Below are 20018 nucleotides of genomic sequence, written 5' to 3' on the forward strand. Positions count from 1 at the left end.
TTAGGATGTCATGTTTCAAAAACAACAATAATGAGATGGTAATTCGGCGCTCACCTCAATTAGTATGTCCCTGGTTTTGGTAATTCGGCGCTCACCTCAATTAGTATGTCCCTGGTTTTGATCTAGAGAAATACATTGAGAAGCGGAAAAAGCGGTCACCCGCTTTCGCGGTCGGATTTGAAACTGGGTACGAACAGTTTAAGATCGGACTCGTCCTTCGTACGGCTCGCGAAAAAGCGGGGCTCACGCAGGATGAAGTCGCCACACGCCTGAGCACAAAGAAATCGGCCATCTCCCGGATTGAGAATCACGCGGAGGATATCAGGTTATCCACACTAGAGAAGTTCGCCGAGGCTATTGGCAAACGGTTGACTCTGAAAATTGCCTGATAAATGAATCTATAAACTGCGAACCACACAATTCTGGCTATCGTCGCTCCGCTCCTCAGCCAGATTGTGACCGTTCGCCCGGAAATGATTATTGACGAAAGTATTACCGTGGTTATACCATTGAATCATGAAAACCGCCATATCAATACCGGATGACGTCTTTAGTGCAGCTGAGAATTTCGCGCATCAAAGCCATTTGAGCCGAAGTGCCTTGTTTACGCGCGCCTTGGTGGAGTTCTTGTCCCGGCGTCGGAACGAAGGGGTGACGGAACGCCTCAACCGACTGTACGACAAGGAAAACTCCCACCTTGATCCGGCGCTCGCAAGAATGCAGGCCTCATCGATTTCCAAGGAGAAATGGTGATGAACCGGGGCGAGATTTGGAGGGCTTCTCTGGGGGAACCGGAAGGGTCGGGGCCGGGCTATCGGCGACCTGTCCTTATTGTTCAATCAGATGAGTTCAACCGTAGCCGGATCGGCACCGTCATTGTTGCGGCTCTGACATCCAATGTTGCGCTCGCCCAGGCTCCTGGCAATATCTTGATCAAGGCACGACATGCGGGCCTTGCCAAGGATTCCGTGGTCAACGTGTCTCAGGTGATCACGGTTGACAAGCAGTGTCTGACGGAAAAGGTCAAAAAGGTGGAGGCGTCTGTCATGGCGGAAGTCGATAACGGAATCCGACTTGTTTTGGCGATTTGAAATTCGGCGAACAACACCTCGGAGTTTACGTCGCTGACGCTCCGAAACTCAAGGTGGGCGTTCGGTACAATACCAAGACAAACAACAGGAGGAAGATACGATGATCTCAGAAAAACTGCAGGAAATCATGAAGAAGGACGGCGTGGTTGCGATTGCCACCCTAGGGCCTGATGGGCCCCATCTGGTCAATACGTGGAATAGTTACCTCAGGATATCGCAAGATGAACGGCTGTTCATCCCCGCCGGATATATGCACAAGACGGAGGCCAACATTGCCCGCCATCCAGATGTCTTGATTACCCTGGGGAGCAGTAAGGTGGAGGGGCTGCATGGAGCGGGTGCCGGTTTCCTGATCAAGGGAAAGGCGAGGTTCGTGACGTCCGGCCCTGATTTTGATTTCATGAAAGAGAAGTTCAGCTGGCTGCGTGCGACCTTGGCCGTCACCATTGAATCTGCCACTCAAACCTGGTAAAGCCTCATTACATGGCGGCGGCACGCTTGGCGCATACCGGTGACACGCCGGTTACTACAGAAGATCGGCGACGCAAAGAAACTGATGAAAAATGCGTTCAGTGAGGAATAATGAGACGTAACGACAGGGCAATCAACATCGAGGAAGCCAGAAACCTGCTCGAATCAGCCGAATACGGCGTTCTCTCCATGGCGTGTCCAGATGGGGTGCCTTATGGTATCCCCCTGAACTTCGCACTGGCGGGTGACGACATTTACTTCCACTGTGCTCCGGAGGGCCGGAAGATCGAGATTCTCACCGCGAACACGAGAGTCTCGTTTTGCGTGGTCGGCCGAACAAAAATGTTACCCGAGAAGTTCGGGACCAAGTACGAAAGTGCTAGTGCCTCAGGCTTCGTGGAGGAGCTTTTTGCTGAGGAGAAGAAACAAGGCCTTGTCCTGTTGCTCGAAAAGTACTCGCCCGGCTACCTCAAAGAGGGGCTTGAGTACGTTGACGCGTTCATCGACAAAACCAAGGTGTTCAGGATCCGGGTGGAATCAATCACAGGCAAGGCTCGCAAATGATCCGGTACCGGACCAGAGCGTGGACCCCGCGCGCCTCAGAACTGCGGTTGGGAATGGATCTGATATGAAGAAACGGTGTGAATGGTGTGGTGGCGATCCGATCTATGTTTCGTACCACGATGACGAATGGGGTGTGCCGGTTCATGATGACCGGCGCCTGTTTGAATTCCTCGTTCTGGAAGGGGCCCAGGCGGGCCTGAGCTGGCTGACGATACTGAAGAAGAGAGAGAACTACCGGAAGGCCTTTCATGACTTCAACGTCGAGCGCATTGCCGGATACGGGCCGCAGGACATCGACCGGCTGCTCCATGATCCCGGCATTGTGCGAAATCGCCTCAAAATTGAGGCGGCGATCCGGAATGCGCGGGGCGTTCTGGCCATCCGGAAGGAATACGGGACACTGGACACGTTCCTGTGGCGCTATGTGGATGGCACCCCTGTCCAGAATCATTGGAAATGCATGACGGACCTTCCTGTGACGACGAGGGAGTCCGACCAGATGAGCAAAGACCTCAAGAAACGGGGATTCAACTTCGTGGGACCAACCATCTGTTATTCCTTCATGGAGGCAGTCGGCATGGTGAACGACCACGTCGCGGATTGCTTCCGCTACAAGGAAATATGTTCAGGGTGATCAGGGGCGTGGTCTTCGTCCTTACAGGTATCCTCAGCGGTTCTCCGGGTAAGCTGTTCCAGTTGGTGTTGCGCGGATTCCCTTGGCATTTGCCCCTTTTCCAGCAGGGTGATCCGCTCTTTTAGGGAGATTCGCTCGGGAAAAAGCGCCAGAGCGGTTCTGAAACAGTGGATCGCCTCAGTTCGTTCTCCGTGTGCCTCCTTGAGAAAGCCGAGAAATGTGAGGATTTCTGCCCGGTCAAGGGTGAGTTCACGGAGCCGGTCGGGTGTGGCCGGGGTGTGGGTCTGGAGTGTCAGCGCGGACTCGAGCGGCGGAATGGCGGCATCGAAACGATGGCTCACGATGGCCAGTCGTCCTTTTTCAAGCGCGATGCGATAGTCGCCGGGATTCAGGCGTTGGGCCTCATTCAGGATGTCGCCGGCGAGATCCGGCCGGTGTAAGCCGGTATTGGCCCAGAATGAGGCAACCAGATAGGCCTCGACGTTATGAGGGTCGGCCCGGGTGGCCAGCTTGAGCCAGGGGAGGATCTCCGCGCTGGCGTCACCCTCTGCATGTGCATGTTGTACGGGCGTGATGTCCGCCTGCCAACGATGGAACGGGCCGGAAATCTGAATGGCGGTTTCCCGGTGTGCCACCCCTTTGTGGAAATACAGGTCCGCTTCATTAAAGAGATTGAGGCTCAGGGCCTGCCGACTTTCTCCCAGAAGCCAATCGGCCAGCCCTGCGGCTGGACCCGGCTCGGAGTGGGTGGACGTCAGGTGGGCGGCCAGCGAAAAAGCCAGCCCCCAGGCGCTGACCACCAGGAGTCCCGCACCCCATGCTGAGGAGCGGGAACTCACAGGATGTCTCCGCGAGAAAACCGCCGCTTCCGGTATCCCAGCCAGGCCAGTGACAAAAAGACCGTCGTCATCAAGGCCGCATACAGGAGGATCTCGGCCAGCGTGAGCCATTGAACGGAACCCCAGTCATGAACAAGCCGGCGGCGCAGATCAAATAACTCGAAATGGGGGAACAGGTAGTAGACCGTGTAGAGCGCGTAACTGGAGATGCCCCTGGCCTCAACCAGCATGCTGGGAATGCGGGGCAACAGCAGGAAGCCCGCCCCGGTGATGATATAGGTGGTCACGGTGGCGGCATCCCGGTTCAGCCGGGTGGAGAACGCGAGCCCAAGGGACGTGATCAGGGCGATGGCGGCCGCATGGAGCAGGATGGCCTGTAGCAGCGTGGCCAGGTTGAAGGTGCCGCCCTTGATCCAGACGGCCAGGCTGACCGTCAGGTAGAAACCCACGAGGGACAGGCAGGTGATGGACCAGGCTCCAAGCCACTTCCCGCAGATCAGGGTCAGGCGCGAGACCGGTTTGGCCAGCAGGGAAAACAGCGTGCCCCGCTGTTCTTCCTGAGGCAACTGGCGGACCGAGGTGTTGATGGCCAGGATCCACGACAGGACCCAGACGGCCAGCAGTCCCATGTCTTTCACGTATCCGGTCACCTGGGACAGGCCGAAGACGTCGAAGGAAAGCAGGCCGGCCAGCAGGGTGGCCAGGAGAATCAGGAGCACCGAGAGCTCTTTCCGCCGCACCATCTCGAGCCATACGACTCCGGCTAATGTAAAGATCTGTCTCATGGCTGCTCCGCGGGGTGTGCCGTGGTGACGGCCTTGATGAAATAGCGTTCCAGATTTTCTCCCGGGGAAACCAATTCACTGACCGGTCCCTCGGCGATGAGCCGGCCTTGTGACAGGATCGCCACCCGGTCGCAGGCCAGTTCAACCTCGGATAATTCATGGGATGAGAAGAAAACGGTTTTCCCGGCTTTTTTGCGATCGGCAATAATCCGCCGGATGTCCATGCGGCCCAGGGGGTCCAGTCCTCCTGTGGGCTCATCCAGAATCAGGAGTTCGGGGTCGTTGATCAGGGCCTGGGCCATACAAATTCGCTGCCGCATGCCGCGGGAGTAGCCGGCGATCCGGCGATCAGCGGCGAAGGTGAGCCCGGTTTCATGCAGGAGCTGATCGGCGCGTGTCCGGATTTCAGAGGCGGGGAGATTGAACAGGCGCCCGGCGATGGTCAGGAGTTCGCGGCCGGTAAGGAAATTGTAGGTGTCCGGATTTTCAGAGAGATAGCCGATTTTTTCCCGGGCGATGGTTTCGGTGACCGGTTTGCCGAAAAGCCGGGCGGCGCCCTGATCGGCCTCCTGGAACCCGAGCAGGACATGGATCGTCGTCGTCTTCCCCGCGCCGTTAGGGCCAAGAAATCCGAAAACGGTGCCCGGTGCGACCGTGATCGTCAGGTTGCTCAGTGCCTGAACGGTTCCGGTGGGCGCGGAAAAGGAAACACTCAAGCCTTGTATATCAATGGCAGGAATCATGCTGCTTTTTTATCACAGAATGGAAAGCCCGTCAAAAGCGTATATCAGGGGGGCGTTAGTCGTGGAAGGCGAGATACCGGCCTACCCGGTGATGGAGGGGAAATTCGAGTGAGGACCAGCCATCCACTCCGGTGGTTACGGGGAAGCGTTCCCCCGTGGCCAGATCATAGGCCTGGGAGGAGGGCTTTTGGAGTTTGACCTGGGCGGAGGCCCGGACCGTTCCAGGCAGGTGTCCGAACATCAGCAGGTAATCTTTACCCGCCCGGCTGACCACTTCCTTGGCCACATAGAGCTGCCCTGTCTTGAGATTTCGCGGGACAATCCCCAGATGCAGGCATAGCCGGTTAAGCGAGTGATGTGCAATACAGGCATCACGCTCATATTGGTGAGCGCCATCCGGGGAGTCCGGCCCGCAGTCATAACCCGCCAGCAGGATGGAGCCACGTCCATAGGGACGGCGTACGAGGAGCGGGTGACCCGCCGTGTCGCGGACCAGCACCTCGCCGTCCGCGTGAACGGGTTTGGCGTGACCGGACGACTGTCCGCCGGCAAACGAGGGGGGCCAGAGAATGGTGCAGGGCCGGCTTTCCCCATACGTCACATCCTCAAGTTTCAGGATCTTGCGCAGGAAGGTGAGGGGGATAGGGGTGCGGCCCGCCTGACATGAGTTCGGGAACACAAGGAGATTCAGGCCCTTCTCCACGGATTCCCTGATCAGCCAATACCACCCTTCATCATTGGGCAGCATGGATCCGCCCGTCCCGATGGTGGCCGTTTGGCCCATGAGCTCATCGGGCGGAAGCGTCAGCAGACGGTAGCAGGAGAAGTCGAACCGGTGGTTACGGCAGAGCAAGGCGGCGCTCTGGTCGAGCCGGGCAGCCACATTGGCCAGTGAGGACCAGTCGGTCCAGCCAATCCGGTCAATAACGGCCAGTTCAGGATCCAGCCGCTGGGCCCCCATGATGGTCCGCCTGATAAACCCGTTGCGGGCGATCGTGTCGCCGGTCAACCCCAGGTCTGGGCCGGGAATCGTGTAGTAGTTGGCGTTGGTCCGCAGCGATTGATACAGCGCGTCGTCGTACTGCCGGTAGTCGCCTCCGACCTGCCAGGCTTCGCCGCCCCATTCGGGACCTGCGTTATGGAGCGCCACATGGTGGGGCTCGAACTTACGCTCCTCGAGCCAGTGTTTGGCCTTGGCTTCCAGATAAAAAGAGGAGAGGTCCGAGATCGATCCGGCGCCATGGCCGGGAAGGTCGGGCGGAACCTTGTCCGGTGCATTCGCCGCACAGACCCTGAACGCTTCCTGAATGCCGCCCTGGATCGTCCAGGCACGGAAGTCGAGATAGACCCGCCAGGCATCGGGATCAAGGTCGGCCAGAGGGACGGGCACCTCTTCCAGCGATGTGAAGGCACGGCCATAGAGGGCACTGATCTGGTCCATTGAATAGCCGCGCTGTTCCAGTAGATAACGGCTGAAGGCCTTGCGCTCGATGGGGGAATAATCGAACAGGGTGGACGGATTCCCGTAGTAGTAATAGCCGTAAGGAAAATCCGAATTGCCGAAATCGGGAATAAAGCGCCACACACCCCGGTGTCGGGCGTACCGCTTGGTGAGTTGATCCAGCATGGCGAAATAGTGCTGGCGATAGAACGGACTCCATAAGGTGGGGAAGTTGCCCGGGTGACCGTCTTTGTCAATGGCGGGCTCTTTCAGGGTCCAGGCCGGTACACCCCCATCCCCCAGCGCGGCGCCGCGGGTGACGGGAAACAGCCAGAACGAGAAGACCACACCCTCCTCGGCGGCAAACGCGGCCAGGGCGTCCGGAATGGTCCAGTCGTAGCGTCCGGCTTCAGGTTCAATATCTTCCCAGGGCAGATTGGCACGGATGTATTGACACCCGCGCCGGCGCAGTTCGCGGACGAACGCGCGGTATTCTTCGGGAACGGTTCCGCCCTGGAAGGCCCAGAAGGTGGAGGCTCCGAATCCCAGGTGGGTGGCGGCATCATCCGGCACCACATATTCATTCGTTTCAGCAAGGGTCATATCCCGGCCGTTAATGCGGGCGACCAGCTGATAACGGGTGATGCCGAACGGCCGTTTCGGGAGTTGAACCAGTCGGGAAGTGGTCCCGCTCAAGGGACCGCGCAGTTCGGGGAGGTCCAGTATCTGCCTGGTCTCACCATGGATCAACTGGACGCTTTCAATGAGGACGGGGTGGCCGCAGGGCGTGGTCATGCGAACCCGCACCTGGCTGCCGGCACTCAGCGTGTGGACGGGTTCGAGTTCGATGGCTCCGGCGACGGGGGCCGGTTCGAGCCAGCGGAGCAGGGCCTGTACGAGCGGGGTGGCGCCGACCCAATTCCGGTCGAGCAGGCCGGGGTTATGGGTCCAGGGGCGGTAGTAAACCCCCTGCACGTTTTCCCGGAATTCGCCGCCCGTGAATCCGATCACGGCCAGTTTGGCTCCGAGGAATTGCTCCCGTTTCCGCTCTACGCAGACGACGGCGTGGGAGGTGGTGGAATGGTCATAACTTTTGATGGTGAAAAGACAATGCGTTTCATCCGGGGGAAAGGCGGTGACTCGCAGGCCCGGAAGATCTTTACCGGCAATGACGTCCAGTCCGGGCAGGTCGCCCAGGATCGCGCGTCCGAATGGTGTCAGGCCGGTCACGTTGACGCCATCATTGCAACGGGTCAGGTTCAGCCGCCAGGACTCCATGTTGCGTAAGGGGAACCAGGCGTCATGATTGGGCAGGTCGCCCAGGAACAACAGACTGCCCCCCGCTGCATGGAACCGGATCAGGCTGGAGAGCGCCTCCGGGGAGAAGTTGCCCCGGACATATGGCAGGATCAGCGTGTCGATCTGGCTGCGCTGCAGGGTCTCAAGCCCGGCGGCATCGAGGGTCAGACAGGAATCATTCATGGCCGTCACGACCCGGCGGACATCCTCTGCCGTGAATTCCGGAAGGGGAAGAAACCCGGCGCTTTCAAATACTGCGATCTTCATCTCATTCCCCTTTCAGGCAGGCATTGATGATCTGGCTCAACGAACCGGTCGCCAGGCACATGTAGGTGTCCGCGGCGCCGTAATAGACCCGCAGCTCATCGCGGGCGACATCAGCGAGTGCGGAGCAGGCGAAGACGACATTGGGGACGTTGCCGTTAAATTCGTAGTCCCGGTCAGGGGTCAGGATCCAGCTTTTCATCTGGCCAACGATTTTTTCGGGGTTCTCCAGGTCCAGAAGCATGGCGCCAAGGGAATAGCGCGAGCCGGCACACGAGTCCTGGACGCCGTGGGTGATGACGAGCCAGCCTTGTTCCGTCCGGATCGGGACAGTCGGTCCGACCTTCTTGCTGTTCCAGTGGAAGCCGGCGCGCAGGAGGGGGCGGAACTGACCCCAGTGAATCAGGTCCGGGGAGCGGGCGATCCAGATATCGCCTTCCCGCCGGCCGGAGGGGCGGTCGAGGCGGACATAGTTTCCGCCGATCTTTTCAGAGAACAGGCAGGGGACGCGGTTCATGGGGAGTGAGACAATTTCGATGTGCTCATAGGTCTTCCAGTCCTTGGTGCAACCCAATAGGGCGACGGTACCCAGGTAACTATCGCCAGGCCGCATGATGTAATAGGTGTCCCCGATCTTCGTGACCCGCGGGTCGATGGCCCAGCGGTCGAGATGAAAGAGGGGATTGTCTTCACCCTGGGCCTGGGGCGTAAATTGAATGAACGGTTCCGGGTTGATGTTGAAGTGAATGCCGTCGTCGCTGTCACAGACGTGCATCGAGGTGAACTCCTTGTTGCGCCAGATGACCGGTTGCAGGAGATGGATCTTATCGCGATAGATGAACGGGCAGCCATTCATCATGGCTTCAGCGCCCGGCAGCATGTTGGGGCGTAGGATGGGGTTTCCGGAATACCGCTTGAGATATGTTTCTTCTCGATACATGGCTGCTCCCTTAAAAAAATATGACGGCTTATGAAAAAGTTCATATCCTGCCGAGAGCGAGGATTGATGTCAAGAAATGCCGATATTTCGAATTCTGGCGGGCGGCATTCTGCCGAGATTGAATTTTTTTCTTTCTTCCTGTCGGGAATCAGTAAAAATGCCCCCCTTTTTTGAGGAGAACACCATGGTTGCTGAAGTTGATCAAAATGATGCGTTAGATGCCTCGTCAATTCCCCGCCTGGCGGCGGAGTTGGCCATCGCCCCCCGGCAGGTTCTGGCTGTGGCCAAGTTGCTGATGGAGGGGGGGACCATTCCCTTTATTGCCCGTTACCGCAAAGAAGTGACCGAGAATCTTGATGAAGTCCAGATTGGAAAGATCCAGGAGCGGCTCCAGTATTACAAGGATCTTGAGGAGCGCCGACAAACCGTTCTGGATTCCATCGGGGAGCAGGGGAAGTTGACCGAAGAACTCAAGGCCAAGATTCTGGCCTGCACCACCAAGACGGTGCTGGAGGATCTCTATCTGCCCTTCAAGCCCAAACGCCGGACCCGTGCGATGATCGCCCGGGAAAAGGGGCTGGAGCCGCTGGCCCTGATGATCCTGGCTCAGCCTGCCACCGGAAATCCCGACAAGGAGGCCGAAGCGTTTATCGATGTGGAAAAGAAGGTCGAGTCAGGGGCCGACGCCTTGTCAGGTGCCCGTGACATTGTGGCTGAACTGATTTCTGAAAATGCGGATATCCGGGCATTGGGCCGCCAGTATTATGCCGCCAACGGGGTGATTGTGTCCGAGGCGGTCAAGGAGAAGACGCAGGAACCGACCAAGTTTGAGCAGTATTACGACTTCAAGGAGAAGGCGGTGGATATCCCCTCGCATCGCTATCTGGCGATTCGGCGTGGCGAAAATGAAGGGGTCTTGAAGCGCTCGTTCACCGTTGAGGCCGAGCCGGTGCTGCGCCGGATCGGGGAGATCATGAAGGTGAATGAGCGGTCCCCGTTTGCCGTTCACCTGCGGACCGCCATTGAGGATAGCTATAAGCGCCTGATTGCGCCGAGCGTTGAGACCGATGTATCGGTGGACCTGAAGATGAAGGCGGACCGGGCGGCGGTGGAAATATTTGCCAAGAACCTGCGGAGCCTGTTGCTGGCGTCACCCCTGGGCGGACGCGCGGTGATCGCGGTGGATCCGGGGATTCGCACGGGCTGCAAAGTGGCGGCGATGGATGCCACCGGCAAGTTCCTGGAGAATACGACCTTGTATTTGAGCCAGGGCGAGCGCGCGGGCATGGAGGCCCGGATTGATCTGGCCAAACTGATCGCCAAGGTGCAGCCGGCCGCGATCGCCGTGGGCAACGGGACCGGCGGGCGTGAAACCGAGGCCTTTATCCGCGACACCCTCAAAAAGGCCAATTTGTCGAATATCATGGTGATCCAGGTCAATGAGTCGGGGGCCAGTATTTATAGCGCCTCTGAAGTGGCCCGGGATGAATTCCCAGATCTGGATCTGACCGTGCGTGGTGCCATATCGATTGGACGCCGGTTGCAGGACCCCCTGGCGGAATTAGTGAAGCTGGATCCGAAGTCTATCGGGGTGGGGCAATATCAGCATGATGTGCATCAGCCGCTGTTGGCTCAGAAGCTTGAGGATGTCGTCGTCAGCTGTGTGAATCACGTCGGGGTTGAAATCAATACGGCCAGCGCCTTTCTGCTCGCCCGGGTCTCGGGGGTCGGAAACAGTCTGGCCAAGAAGATTGTGGCCTATCGCGACAAGCATGGTGCCTTTACCAGCCGGGCCGCCTTGTTGAAGGTGCCCAGTCTGGGGCCCAAGGTCTTTGAGCAGGCTGCCGGGTTCTTGCGGATCCGGGGCGGAGCCCATTTGCTCGATGGCTCGGCGGTGCATCCGGAACGCTATGCGCTGGTTGAAAAAATGGCGGCTGATCTTGGCGTAGAGCTGAAGGAGTTGGTGGGGAATGCCACGCTGGCCGACAAGATTGAGATCCGCAAATATGTCAGTGCCGAGGTGGGGGAGCCCACCTTGAAGGATATTATCGCGGAATTGAAGAAGCCGGGGCGCGATCCCCGAGAGACGTTTGAGGCGCCCTGCTTCCGGGATGACGTCAATGCCATCGAAGATCTCAAGCCGGGTATGGAGTTGATGGGTATTGTCACCAATGTCACCGCCTTTGGGGCGTTTGTGGATGTGGGCGTGCATCAGGATGGCCTGGTGCATGTGTCCGAACTGGCCGACCGGTATATCACCGATCCCGCCGAGGTGGTGCAGGCCGGGGACCGGATCAAGGTCTGGGTCAAGGATGTGGACGCCCAGCGCAAGCGGATCGCCCTGAGCGCGAAAAGCGGTAGCCGGGCAGGGACCGGGTCCAGTCCGGGTTCCGGAGCCGACCGGGGCGCCAACAGGCCCGGCGAACGGCGCGGGCCGGGGAACGGTCCACGCCCTTCCGCCAGGCCGGCCTTCAATTCAAATCCATTCGGGGGATTGGGGTTGTAATAAGGATGACGAATAGATCAACAAACCTGAAGGGGTTGAAGTCTAAAGCCAGGGGATTTAACCCCTACAATCATTGTATGAAAGCGGACATTGAGGCCGAGTTGAGTGGAGGAGTCCGAAGCCTTTTTTCGCACGGTTTGGCCACAACGTGGGCGCCTGAGAACATGAACCCGGGGTTTCTCCCCGGGCTGAGGAGTGGCACCCGCTTCGGGGTGCAGGGACAACGGGTAGATAATTAAATGGCCTTAAACCGCTTGTTTTTCAACCACCGGAGCCAGGGCACAAGAATCGCCTCTTTCCCAGTCCAGTCAACTGGACTGGAATTTCGATTTTCTTAGGAATCTACGCCGAAAAAGCTTCAAAACGCTCGTTTTGGAGATGATCCGGGATCGGGAGACCCGCGTGTATGCGCCCACGGGCTTTCCGGGCCGTCTTCTCCTGATCCCCCTGCTTCGCCATCGCCGCCGGATCGTTACCCGGAACTTGCATTTGGGTAGGGCGAACCGTCCCGGTGAGCCGCTGCGGCTGCCAAGTGGTTGTTTTGTCCAATCCAGTCCGATGGTGTGCCGCAGTTTTTTTGGGGGAATCTCCTGCGGTTGCATCTACGCCGATCAATGGCTATAGTGCCCGGCATGAGAGTAACGGGAGGCATATTACGGGGGCGTCTGATCAAGGCGCCCAAGGGGGATGAGGTGCGGCCGACGCAGGATATGGTCCGGCAGGCGGTTTTCTCTTCATTGGCTGACCGGATTCCCGGCGCCTCTTTTCTTGACCTGTTTGCCGGAACCGGCGCCGTGGGGCTGGAGGCGTGGAGCCGGGGTGCCGCCCGTATTGACTGGGTGGAAGGCGGGGCCAAGGTGTTTCCTGTCCTGCAGTCGAATCTGGAGGCCTTGTGTGGTGGGCTGTCCGGCAAGACCGGGGATCAGGAGTGGCTGGCCACGCGGAGTGATGTGTTCCGGTTCATTGAAGGGTTGCGGGGCACACGGAGCTATGACCTTATTTTCGCGGACCCCCCCTATGACCGGCCTGGTACGGCCAACTGGGCGGGCCGGCTGTTGAATATGCTGGCGGCGGGCGGACTTCTGGCGGATGATGGCGTTTTTGTAATGGAACAGTCCCGTGAAGAGGCTGAAGCCCGGCATTTTGCCTGGGAGAGCATGACCTCAAAGGTGTACGGGGGGACGCGGGTAACGCTTTACAGGAAAATGAGGAAATCATGAAACATTCAGCCATCTATCCCGGGTCATATGATCCGCTAACCTTAGGCCACCTGGATTTGATCGAACGGGCATCCCATATTTTTGAAGAGGTCATTGTGGCGGTGGGGGTCAACTCCCGGAAAAAAACCGTGTTCAGCGCCGAGGAGCGGATGGCCATGGTCAAGGCGTCGGTCAAGGGGATGAAAAACGTCAAGGTGGATGCCTTTGATGGACTGCTGGTGAATTACGCCCGTGCCAAGGGCATTCATGTCCTGTTGAGGGGGTTGCGCGCCTTTTCTGACTTTGAGTACGAGTTCCAGATGGCGCTGGCCAACCGGAAAATGGCCCCCGAAATAGAAATGATTTTCCTGATGCCGAAGGAAACCTTCAGCTACATCAGCTCCAGTACGGTGCGGGAAATTGCCGAGCGCGGCGGGGATGTCACGCCCTTTGTTCCGCCGGCGGTGAAGCGGTTTATCGACAAAAAGATGGGAAGGTGACCATGTCTATCAAAATTGAGCCTTGGCGGATTCCCGAGGAGGGGTTGGATATCGAGGGACAGGTTCCTGCGGAAGTCGTTGATCTTAAAGAGGATGTGAACGCTCCTGCGGCCGGACCCATCGACTACGAGTTGCATGTCCAATGCCTCGAGCATGAATTGCTCGTGACGGGGCAGGTGCGGGCCGAGGTGAAGTTGGTGTGTTCGCGCTGTGCGGACATCATCGTGGAAGAGGTGGAGGATAGGGCCTTTTTCTACGAGCAGGAAGTCGTCAATCTTCATGAGACGCTAGACTTGACGGATGAGGTTCGCGAAACTATTATCCTCGCCTTTCCAAATTACCCGGTGTGTCAGGAATCGTGTCGTGGGTTGTGTCCCGTGTGCGGCGTAAACCTGAATCGGGCGAAGTGCGGGTGTAAGCCGCTTAAGGAAATGTGTTGGACGGCATTTAGCGGTCTGGACAATATTGAGGTGAAAAATGGCAGTTCCAAAAAGAAAAAAATCGAAAGCTAAGATTCGTACCCGAAGGGCATGTATCAAGGCTCGTGTGATGACGATCAAGAACTGTCCGCAGTGCGGGGCTCCTCAGGAGCCGCACCGGGTATGCCGTTCATGCGGCTACTATCGCGGGCGTCAAGTGGTGAGCGTCAAGGCTGACTAAGCCTATGCGTATCGCCGTCGATGCGATGGGGGGCGATTTTGCCCCCAAAGAGATTGTGGCCGGTGCCGTGAAAGCGGCGCGGGAGCTGAAAGACTTGACGACCCTCGTCCTGGTTGGCCAGGAAGAGGTGATCCGTCAGGAGCTTAAGGCGTATGGCCCCCTTCCTTCAAAGTTGGTAGTCCGTCATGCCTCCGAAATCATCGGCATGGAGGAAACGCCTGCTTTGGCGATTCGCAAGAAAAAGGATAATTCCATCAGCCGGATGATGGATATGATCAATGCGGGCGAGGTGGATGCTGCCGTTTCGGCCGGAAATACCGGAGCCATGGTGGTGGCGGCCACGCTCAAGTTGCGTACCTTGACGGGCATCCAACGGCCGGCCATCGCCACCGTGATGCCGACGATGGGGCGTCCGATTGTGTTGATTGATGCGGGCGCCAATACCGATTGCTCGCCGGCATTGCTGGCCGAATTCGCGGTCATGGGGAGCGTCTATGCCCGGGAAATCCTCGGTCAGGTGAATCCCGTGGTCGGCTTGATGAGCATCGGGGGCGAGGATTCCAAGGGAAACGAGACCACCAAGGAGGCGTTCCGGCTTCTTAGCGCGGCGCCCGTTAACTTCAGGGGGAATGTCGAAGGACATGATTTATTCCTGGGGGAGACGGATGTGGTGGTTTGCGACGGATTTGTCGGGAATGTCGTGTTAAAGACCAGTGAGAGTGTGGCCCATGCCATCGGTTCCTGGCTGAAGAAAGAGTTCAAGGCCAACCCGATCCGGATCCTGGGGGCCCTGTTGCTCCGGGGTGCCCTGAAGACCATCAAGCGGCGCATGGATCCTGAGATGTTTGGCGGGGCTCCGTTGTTGGGAGTGAACGGGATCTGTATTATCACCCACGGATCCTCGTCGCGGACGGCGATCTATCATGCGGTGCGGGTCGCCTGCGAATCGGTGGGGCATCATGTTAACGATCATATTATTGAAGAAGCCAGGAAGTTGAGTAACAAATCATGAGTACCACCCAACGCCACGCCGCGATCATTGGAACAGGACACTATGTCCCTGAGCGCATACTAACCAATGCTGAATTGGAGAAAATGGTCGACACCACGGATGAGTGGATTGTCACCCGCAGCGGAATCCGGGAGCGTCACATCGCCCGGGACGATCAGGCCACGTCGGACCTGGCGGCTGAGGCGGCACGTCGGGCGATGGCGTCTGCCGGGGTGAAGCCCGAGGACATTGACCTGATCATTGTGGCGACCATTACGCCGGATATGCCGTTTCCCAATACCGCCTGCTTCGTCCAGAAACTGATCGGTGCGAAAAACGCCACGTGTGTCGGACTGGAAGCGGCCTGTACCGGGTTCCTTTTCGCCCTGGATGCGGCGTCCCAATATCTGTTGACCGGGCGGTTCAAGACAGCATTGGTCATCGGGGCCGAAAAGATGAGCACGATCGTGGATTGGCAGGACCGGACGACCTGTGTGCTGTTCGGGGATGGCGCCGGGGCCGTGGTGGTGCAGGCGCGCGAAACGGGGGAAGGGATTCTCTCGGCCGTGACCGGTTCCGATGGCGGATTGAGTGGCTTGCTGAATCTTCCGGCGGGGGGCAGTCGAACGCCTGCGTCCGCCCAGACTGTCGAAGCCCGCCTGCATTACATGCGGATGGAAGGCAAGGAGATCTTCAAACATGCGGTGCGGGCCATGGGCGAATCGGCCCGGCGTGCGCTGGAAAAAAGCGGGCTGACCATGGCGGATATCGCCTGCGTGGTGCCGCATCAGGCCAATATGCGTATCGTCGAGGCGATCCGGTCGCGCCTGGAGGTGGGGCCTGAGAAATTCTTCATCAATCTGGATAAGTATGGAAACATGTCCTCGGCCTCGATTCCGGTGGCGCTGGATGAAGCCATGGCGTCTGGGCGTATCAAGAAGGGCGACCATGTGATTCTGGTCGCCTTTGGCGGCGGGCTCACCTGGGGTGCCATGGTTGTGAAGATGTAAGATGTGAGACGAGAGATGTAAGACGTGAGATGTGAAAGGGACGCGAAGATGAAAAAAAGAGCCGTAGTGTTTGCAGGGCAGGGTGCTCAATTTGTTGGAATGGGTAAGGATCTGGCGGCGGCCTATCCTGAGTGCAAAGAGCTGTTTGACCGCGCGAGCGTGGTACTGGGCTATGATCTTGCCAAATTGTGCGCGGAAGGCCCGATCGAGGAGATCACCAAGTCGGATAAATGTCAGCCGGCTATTTTCGTGACCAGTGCGGCCTGTTTCACCGCTCTTAAGAAGCTGTATCCCGACCTTCAGGTAGCGGGCACGGCGGGGCTCAGTCTGGGCGAGTGGACCGCGCTATGGGCGGCGGGCGTCGTCTCCTTTGAGGAGGCGGTTAAAATTCTTCAGGTTCGCGGGAAAGCCATGCAGGATGCCTGCACGGAGCGGCCCGGCGGAATGGTCAGCGTGATGGGGCTCCCCATGGCGGAACTGGTCAAAGTGTGTGAGGCGGCCGGGGTCCAGATGGCGAACATCAACTCGACGGAGCAGATTGTGTTGTCGGGGGATAAGGATAAAATAGCGGAAGCCGAGAAGCTGGCCCAGGCGGCCGGTGCCAAAAAGACGGTCGTCTTGCAGGTGGCGGGGGCCTTTCATTCGCCTCTGATGGCCTCTGCGGCCGGCAAACTGGAGCAGGTGCTCAACGAAGTGCCGCTTCACGCCTCTGTCATTCCCGTGCTTTCAAACGTCACGGGCCAACCGCATGGCTCCCCGGCAGAAATCAAAGTCCAGATGCTGAAACAGGTCACGTCGTCAGTACAGTGGGTGGCCAGCATCGAAACCTTCAAGGCGATGGGTGTGACCGAGTATATTGAATGCGGGCCCGGTAAAGTTCTGGCTGGGTTGATCAAGCGGATTGATAAGGATGCGTCTTCGGTGAGCATCCAGGATGTGCCGACACTGGAAAAGGCCGTGGCGGTGTTGAAAGCGTGAGATTCAAACAACCCTCGCTCTTGAGGGTGTTAGGAGCGTTATTATGGCGACAATGACAGGTAAAGTGGCATTAGTGACCGGTGCGGCACGGGGGATCGGGCAGGCCATTGCGAAGAAACTGGCTTCTGAGGGGTGCGATGTGGCGCTCTGTGACCTGAAGGCCGAATGGCTGGCCGAAACGGTCGGTTTGATCGAGGCCATGGGCCGGAAGGTGAAGTGTTTTGAGGTCAATGTCGGTAATGCCGAGGCCGTGGACGCCGCCGTGACCGGGGCCGTTAAGGAATTCGGCAAAATTGACATTCTTGTGAATAACGCTGGAATTACCAAGGATACCCTGATGATCCGCATGTCGGAGGAGGACTGGGATGCCGTGCTCACCGTCAATTTGAAGGGGACCTTCCTCTTCACCAAGGCGGTTGCCCGCCCCATGATGAAGCAACGGTCCGGCGCGATCGTCAATGTGGCCTCAATTATTGGCTTGATTGGCAATGCCGGTCAGTGTAATTACGCAGCGTCAAAAGCTGGGGTGATTGCCTTGACCAAGTCGGCGGCAAAGGAACTGGCTACGCGAAACGTGCGGGTGAATGCGGTTGCCCCCGGTTTCATCGAGACAAAGATGACCGAGGCGCTACCTGAAGAGGTCCGGACGAAGATGTTGGGGGCCATCCCGATGGGACGGTTTGGTCAGCCGGAGGATGTGGCGAACGTGGTTCTGTTCCTGGCGAGTGATATGTCCTCGTACATGACAGGGCAGGTTCTTCCGATCTGCGGTGGAATGGTGATGCAGTAAGTACAAAAAAGAAGGAGAATGAACATGGCACTTGAAGATAAAGTCAAAGATATCATCGTCGAACAGTTGGGCGTGAATGCCGAACAGGTCACACCCGAAGCTTCTTTTATCGAGGATTTGGGCGCGGATTCCCTGGACACAGTCGAACTCGTGATGGCGTTCGAAGAGGAATTCGGCGCTGAAATCCCGGATGAAGATGCCGAGAAGTTGACCACCGTCGGCGGGGTCATTGAGTACCTGAAGAGCAAGGGCATCACGGCCTAAGTTCTGAAGTTGCGTGGAATCGGGGAGATGGCAACATCTCCCCGATTCCGTCTTAGTTGTTGAGCCGGAATGAATTACAAGGAGTTGGCTATGGAAAAGCGAAGAGTAGTTATCACGGGTTTGGGTATGGTGTCGCCGTTGGGGTCGGACCTCAATGTCTTCTGGCAGAGGTTGATCAGTGGAACCTCTGGCATTCGCCGTATCACAAAATTCGACGCTTCCGCCATGGCTACACAGATCGCCGGTGAAGTCGTTGAGTTTGAGATTGATAAGTTCATTCCTAAAAAAGAGCAGCGCCGGATGGATCCGTTCTGTCATTACGCCGTGGCTGCCGCCAAGATGGCGGTTGATGACTCGGGTATCCAGTTTGCCAATGAAGATCTCTTCCGGGCCGGTTGTATGGTGGGTTCCGGGGTGGGTGGCTTGATCACCATGGAGGATCAGCACAGTGTGTTGCTGAACCGCGGTCCCGATCGCAGCTCTCCGTTTATGATTCCGATGATGATTGTGAATATGGCCTCAGGTCTGGTGGCGATTGAGCACGGCCTGAAAGGCGCCAACTTCTGCGTTGTATCCGCTTGCGCCAGCGGTACCCACTCCATTGGTGAAGCGGCGCGTCAGATCCAGTACGGGGATGCCGATATCATGTTGGCAGGCGGTACCGAAGCCGTCGTGTGTCCGCTCGGTATTGCCGGGTTCTCCGCCATGCGCGCCATGAGCACCCGGAATGATGATCCGACCCATGCGAGCCGTCCGTTTGACAAGGATCGCGATGGGTTCGTCATGGGCGAGGGTGCGGGCATTGTGGTTTTGGAAGAGTACGAGCACGCCAAAAAGCGCGGAGCGAAAATTTATGCTGAAGTCGGTGGCTACGGGGCCACCTGCGACGCCAATCACATTACCGCCCCCTCTCCGGGTGGCGAAGGCGGCGCGCGGGCCATGGTGAAGGCCATGAATGAAGCCGGCTTGATGCCTGATCAGGTCGATTATATCAATGCGCACGGCACCAGTACCCCCGTGGGTGATAAGAGCGAAACGGATGCCGTAAAGGTGGCTTTTGGTGACTCAGCTAAAAAGGTGATGGTCAGCTCCACCAAGTCGGTCACCGGGCATCTGCTCGGGGCCGCCGGTGGACTGGAAACCATCATCTGCGCCCTGGCACTCCAGAAGGGTATAGTTCCTCCGACAATGAACTACACCACCCCTGATCCGGAATTGGATCTGGACTATGTCCCCAACCAGGCTCGTGAGTTTAATATCCGCGCCTGCCTGAATAATTCCCTAGGGTTTGGTGGTCACAATGCCTCGCTTCTGCTGAAGCGCATTTGATTTAACCCATTGGCAAGCTCGAAATCCTTGTTGAGGCGCGGCCCGGGAACGGACCGCGCCTCATTTTTTTAGGCCGCTTTAACCTCAATCTTCCGTTCATGCCTCCTTTCTGAGTGTGTTTTCGGAAGCGTAATGGACAGTACCCCGTTCCTCAGGCGGGCTTCGATCTTTTGAGGGTCCACAGGGGTTGAAAGGGGGATGGCCCTTTCAAACGATCCATAGAACCGTTCAAAATGATAGGACTGTTTGGACTGCTTCTCATTCTCGGAGGCTTTTTCGCCCCGGATCCTCAACGTATCCCCTTCCAGGCGGAGCGTAAGGTCATCCTTCTCCACTCCGGGAAGTTCCGCCCTGACCAGAATGGCCTGAGGGGTCTCCTGGATATCGACTTGAGGTGTAAAAACTGCAGAGGTAGGCTCCTCCCACAGCCACATGGGGCGAATGCCGAAATCTTCAGAGATTTCGTCTAACATCCGGTCCATATTCCGTTCCAGGGCTAATTCATCCCTGAAAACCTTATCCCAGACGACGGGGACCTTCTCCGGGTCTTTTTTGGCCAAGGTTTTTGGGGTCGGTCGCCTCACCATTGGGGGCTTCCTGAGTTCCTGTTTGACTAGGTGTTTCGAGTTCATGGCACCCTCCTTTCTGTTATGCGTGAGTCACCGCATGACTCGAACTCTTGTTTCTTCCCTACACCGGGAATTATCGCGCATTCATAAC

Annotated in this window: 22 protein-coding genes; 16 read left to right on the plus strand and 6 right to left on the minus strand. The window is 57.7% G+C overall.

The genetic code is table 11. The annotated features are described in order from the left end of the window. Window positions 1-134: 134 nt before the first annotated feature. The 5 genes from WCS52_00005 (at window position 135) to WCS52_00025 (ending at window position 2760) form a co-directional block, all read left to right on the plus strand. Entirely contained in the window at window positions 135-389 is a 255-nt protein-coding gene (locus WCS52_00005) for a helix-turn-helix domain-containing protein (protein ID MEI6165552.1), read from the plus strand. A gap of 363 nt (window positions 390-752) precedes the next feature. Further along, the gene (locus WCS52_00010) at window positions 753-1091 is read left to right on the plus strand and encodes a type II toxin-antitoxin system PemK/MazF family toxin (GenBank protein MEI6165553.1); all 339 of its coding nucleotides are present in this window, start codon (window positions 753-755) and stop codon (window positions 1089-1091) included. Between the two features lie 100 nt (window positions 1092-1191). After that, window positions 1192-1563 carry a pyridoxamine 5'-phosphate oxidase family protein gene (locus tag WCS52_00015; GenBank protein ID MEI6165554.1) on the plus strand — a complete coding sequence of 124 codons (372 nt, stop codon included), beginning with the start codon at window positions 1192-1194 and terminating at the stop codon, window positions 1561-1563. Between the two features lie 110 nt (window positions 1564-1673). Further along, a complete protein-coding gene (locus tag WCS52_00020; GenBank protein ID MEI6165555.1) occupies window positions 1674-2126 on the plus strand; it encodes a pyridoxamine 5'-phosphate oxidase family protein in 453 nt (150 codons plus the stop codon). A 64-nt stretch (window positions 2127-2190) separates the two neighbouring features. Beyond that, entirely contained in the window at window positions 2191-2760 is a 570-nt protein-coding gene (locus WCS52_00025; GenBank protein MEI6165556.1) for a DNA-3-methyladenine glycosylase I, read from the plus strand. On the opposite strand, the gene WCS52_00030 is transcribed toward WCS52_00025, so the two are convergent. The 5 genes from WCS52_00030 to WCS52_00050 are packed head-to-tail and all read right to left on the minus strand — an operon-like array spanning window position 2736 to window position 9071. Then, window positions 2736-3599 carry a hypothetical protein gene (locus WCS52_00030; protein MEI6165557.1) on the minus strand — a complete coding sequence of 288 codons (864 nt, stop codon included), beginning with the start codon at window positions 3597-3599 and terminating at the stop codon, window positions 2736-2738. The two genes, WCS52_00025 and WCS52_00030, sit on opposite strands and share 25 nt — an antisense overlap. Next, the gene (locus WCS52_00035) at window positions 3596-4384 is read right to left on the minus strand and encodes an ABC transporter permease subunit (GenBank protein ID MEI6165558.1); all 789 of its coding nucleotides are present in this window, start codon (window positions 4382-4384) and stop codon (window positions 3596-3598) included. The genes WCS52_00030 and WCS52_00035 overlap by 4 nt, the downstream gene beginning before the upstream one ends. Then, a complete protein-coding gene (locus tag WCS52_00040) occupies window positions 4381-5127 on the minus strand; it encodes an ABC transporter ATP-binding protein (GenBank protein ID MEI6165559.1) in 747 nt (248 codons plus the stop codon). The genes WCS52_00035 and WCS52_00040 overlap by 4 nt, the downstream gene beginning before the upstream one ends. A 55-nt stretch (window positions 5128-5182) precedes the next feature. Then, window positions 5183-8134 (minus strand): beta-galactosidase, encoded by a 2952-nt coding sequence (locus tag WCS52_00045; protein ID MEI6165560.1) that lies wholly within the window; start codon window positions 8132-8134, stop codon window positions 5183-5185. A gap of 1 nt (window position 8135) precedes the next feature. Continuing rightward, window positions 8136-9071, minus strand: coding sequence for a glycoside hydrolase family 130 protein (locus WCS52_00050; GenBank protein ID MEI6165561.1), 936 nt, complete (start codon window positions 9069-9071; stop codon window positions 8136-8138). 184 nt (window positions 9072-9255) lie between these two features. On the opposite strand from WCS52_00050, the gene WCS52_00055 reads away from it, so the two are divergent. The 11 genes from WCS52_00055 to fabF all read left to right on the plus strand — a co-directional run bounded on the left by WCS52_00055 (window position 9256) and on the right by fabF (window position 19298). After that, window positions 9256-11577 carry a Tex family protein gene (locus tag WCS52_00055; protein MEI6165562.1) on the plus strand — a complete coding sequence of 774 codons (2322 nt, stop codon included), beginning with the start codon at window positions 9256-9258 and terminating at the stop codon, window positions 11575-11577. Window positions 11578-12209: 632 nt separating this feature from the next. Then, window positions 12210-12797, plus strand: a complete 588-nt coding sequence (gene rsmD / locus WCS52_00060) for a 16S rRNA (guanine(966)-N(2))-methyltransferase RsmD (GenBank protein ID MEI6165563.1) — start codon at window positions 12210-12212, stop codon at window positions 12795-12797. Next, window positions 12794-13276, plus strand: coding sequence for a pantetheine-phosphate adenylyltransferase (gene coaD, locus WCS52_00065; protein MEI6165564.1), 483 nt, complete (start codon window positions 12794-12796; stop codon window positions 13274-13276). Before rsmD ends, coaD begins: the two co-directional genes overlap by 4 nt. 2 nt (window positions 13277-13278) lie before the next feature. Then, complete coding sequence (locus WCS52_00070; protein MEI6165565.1) at window positions 13279-13788, plus strand: DUF177 domain-containing protein; 510 nt, start codon at window positions 13279-13281, stop codon at window positions 13786-13788. Further along, window positions 13754-13936, plus strand: a complete 183-nt coding sequence (rpmF, locus tag WCS52_00075) for a 50S ribosomal protein L32 (GenBank protein MEI6165566.1) — start codon at window positions 13754-13756, stop codon at window positions 13934-13936. Before WCS52_00070 ends, rpmF begins: the two co-directional genes overlap by 35 nt. 4 nt (window positions 13937-13940) lie before the next feature. Then, entirely contained in the window at window positions 13941-14948 is a 1008-nt protein-coding gene (gene plsX / locus WCS52_00080) for a phosphate acyltransferase PlsX (GenBank protein ID MEI6165567.1), read from the plus strand. Next, window positions 14945-15937, plus strand: a complete 993-nt coding sequence (locus tag WCS52_00085) for a beta-ketoacyl-ACP synthase III (protein MEI6165568.1) — start codon at window positions 14945-14947, stop codon at window positions 15935-15937. The genes plsX and WCS52_00085 overlap by 4 nt, the downstream gene beginning before the upstream one ends. A gap of 48 nt (window positions 15938-15985) precedes the next feature. After that, window positions 15986-16915 carry an ACP S-malonyltransferase gene (gene fabD, locus WCS52_00090; protein ID MEI6165569.1) on the plus strand — a complete coding sequence of 310 codons (930 nt, stop codon included), beginning with the start codon at window positions 15986-15988 and terminating at the stop codon, window positions 16913-16915. 43 nt (window positions 16916-16958) lie between these two features. Then, a complete protein-coding gene (gene fabG / locus WCS52_00095; GenBank protein MEI6165570.1) occupies window positions 16959-17705 on the plus strand; it encodes a 3-oxoacyl-[acyl-carrier-protein] reductase in 747 nt (248 codons plus the stop codon). Between the two features lie 24 nt (window positions 17706-17729). Beyond that, window positions 17730-17969, plus strand: coding sequence for an acyl carrier protein (acpP, locus tag WCS52_00100; GenBank protein MEI6165571.1), 240 nt, complete (start codon window positions 17730-17732; stop codon window positions 17967-17969). A gap of 90 nt (window positions 17970-18059) precedes the next feature. Next, window positions 18060-19298: a beta-ketoacyl-ACP synthase II gene (gene fabF / locus WCS52_00105; protein MEI6165572.1), complete on the plus strand. Its 1239-nt coding sequence runs from the start codon at window positions 18060-18062 to the stop codon at window positions 19296-19298. A 68-nt stretch (window positions 19299-19366) separates the two neighbouring features. Here the strand turns inward: fabF and WCS52_00110 are convergent, their stop codons facing one another. Then, a complete protein-coding gene (locus tag WCS52_00110; protein MEI6165573.1) occupies window positions 19367-19930 on the minus strand; it encodes an Hsp20/alpha crystallin family protein in 564 nt (187 codons plus the stop codon). Window positions 19931-20018 lie beyond the last annotated feature (88 nt).

It is taken from the genome of bacterium, from assembly GCA_037128595.1.
GTDB lineage: Bacteria > Verrucomicrobiota > Kiritimatiellia > CAIKKV01 > CAITUY01 > JAABPW01.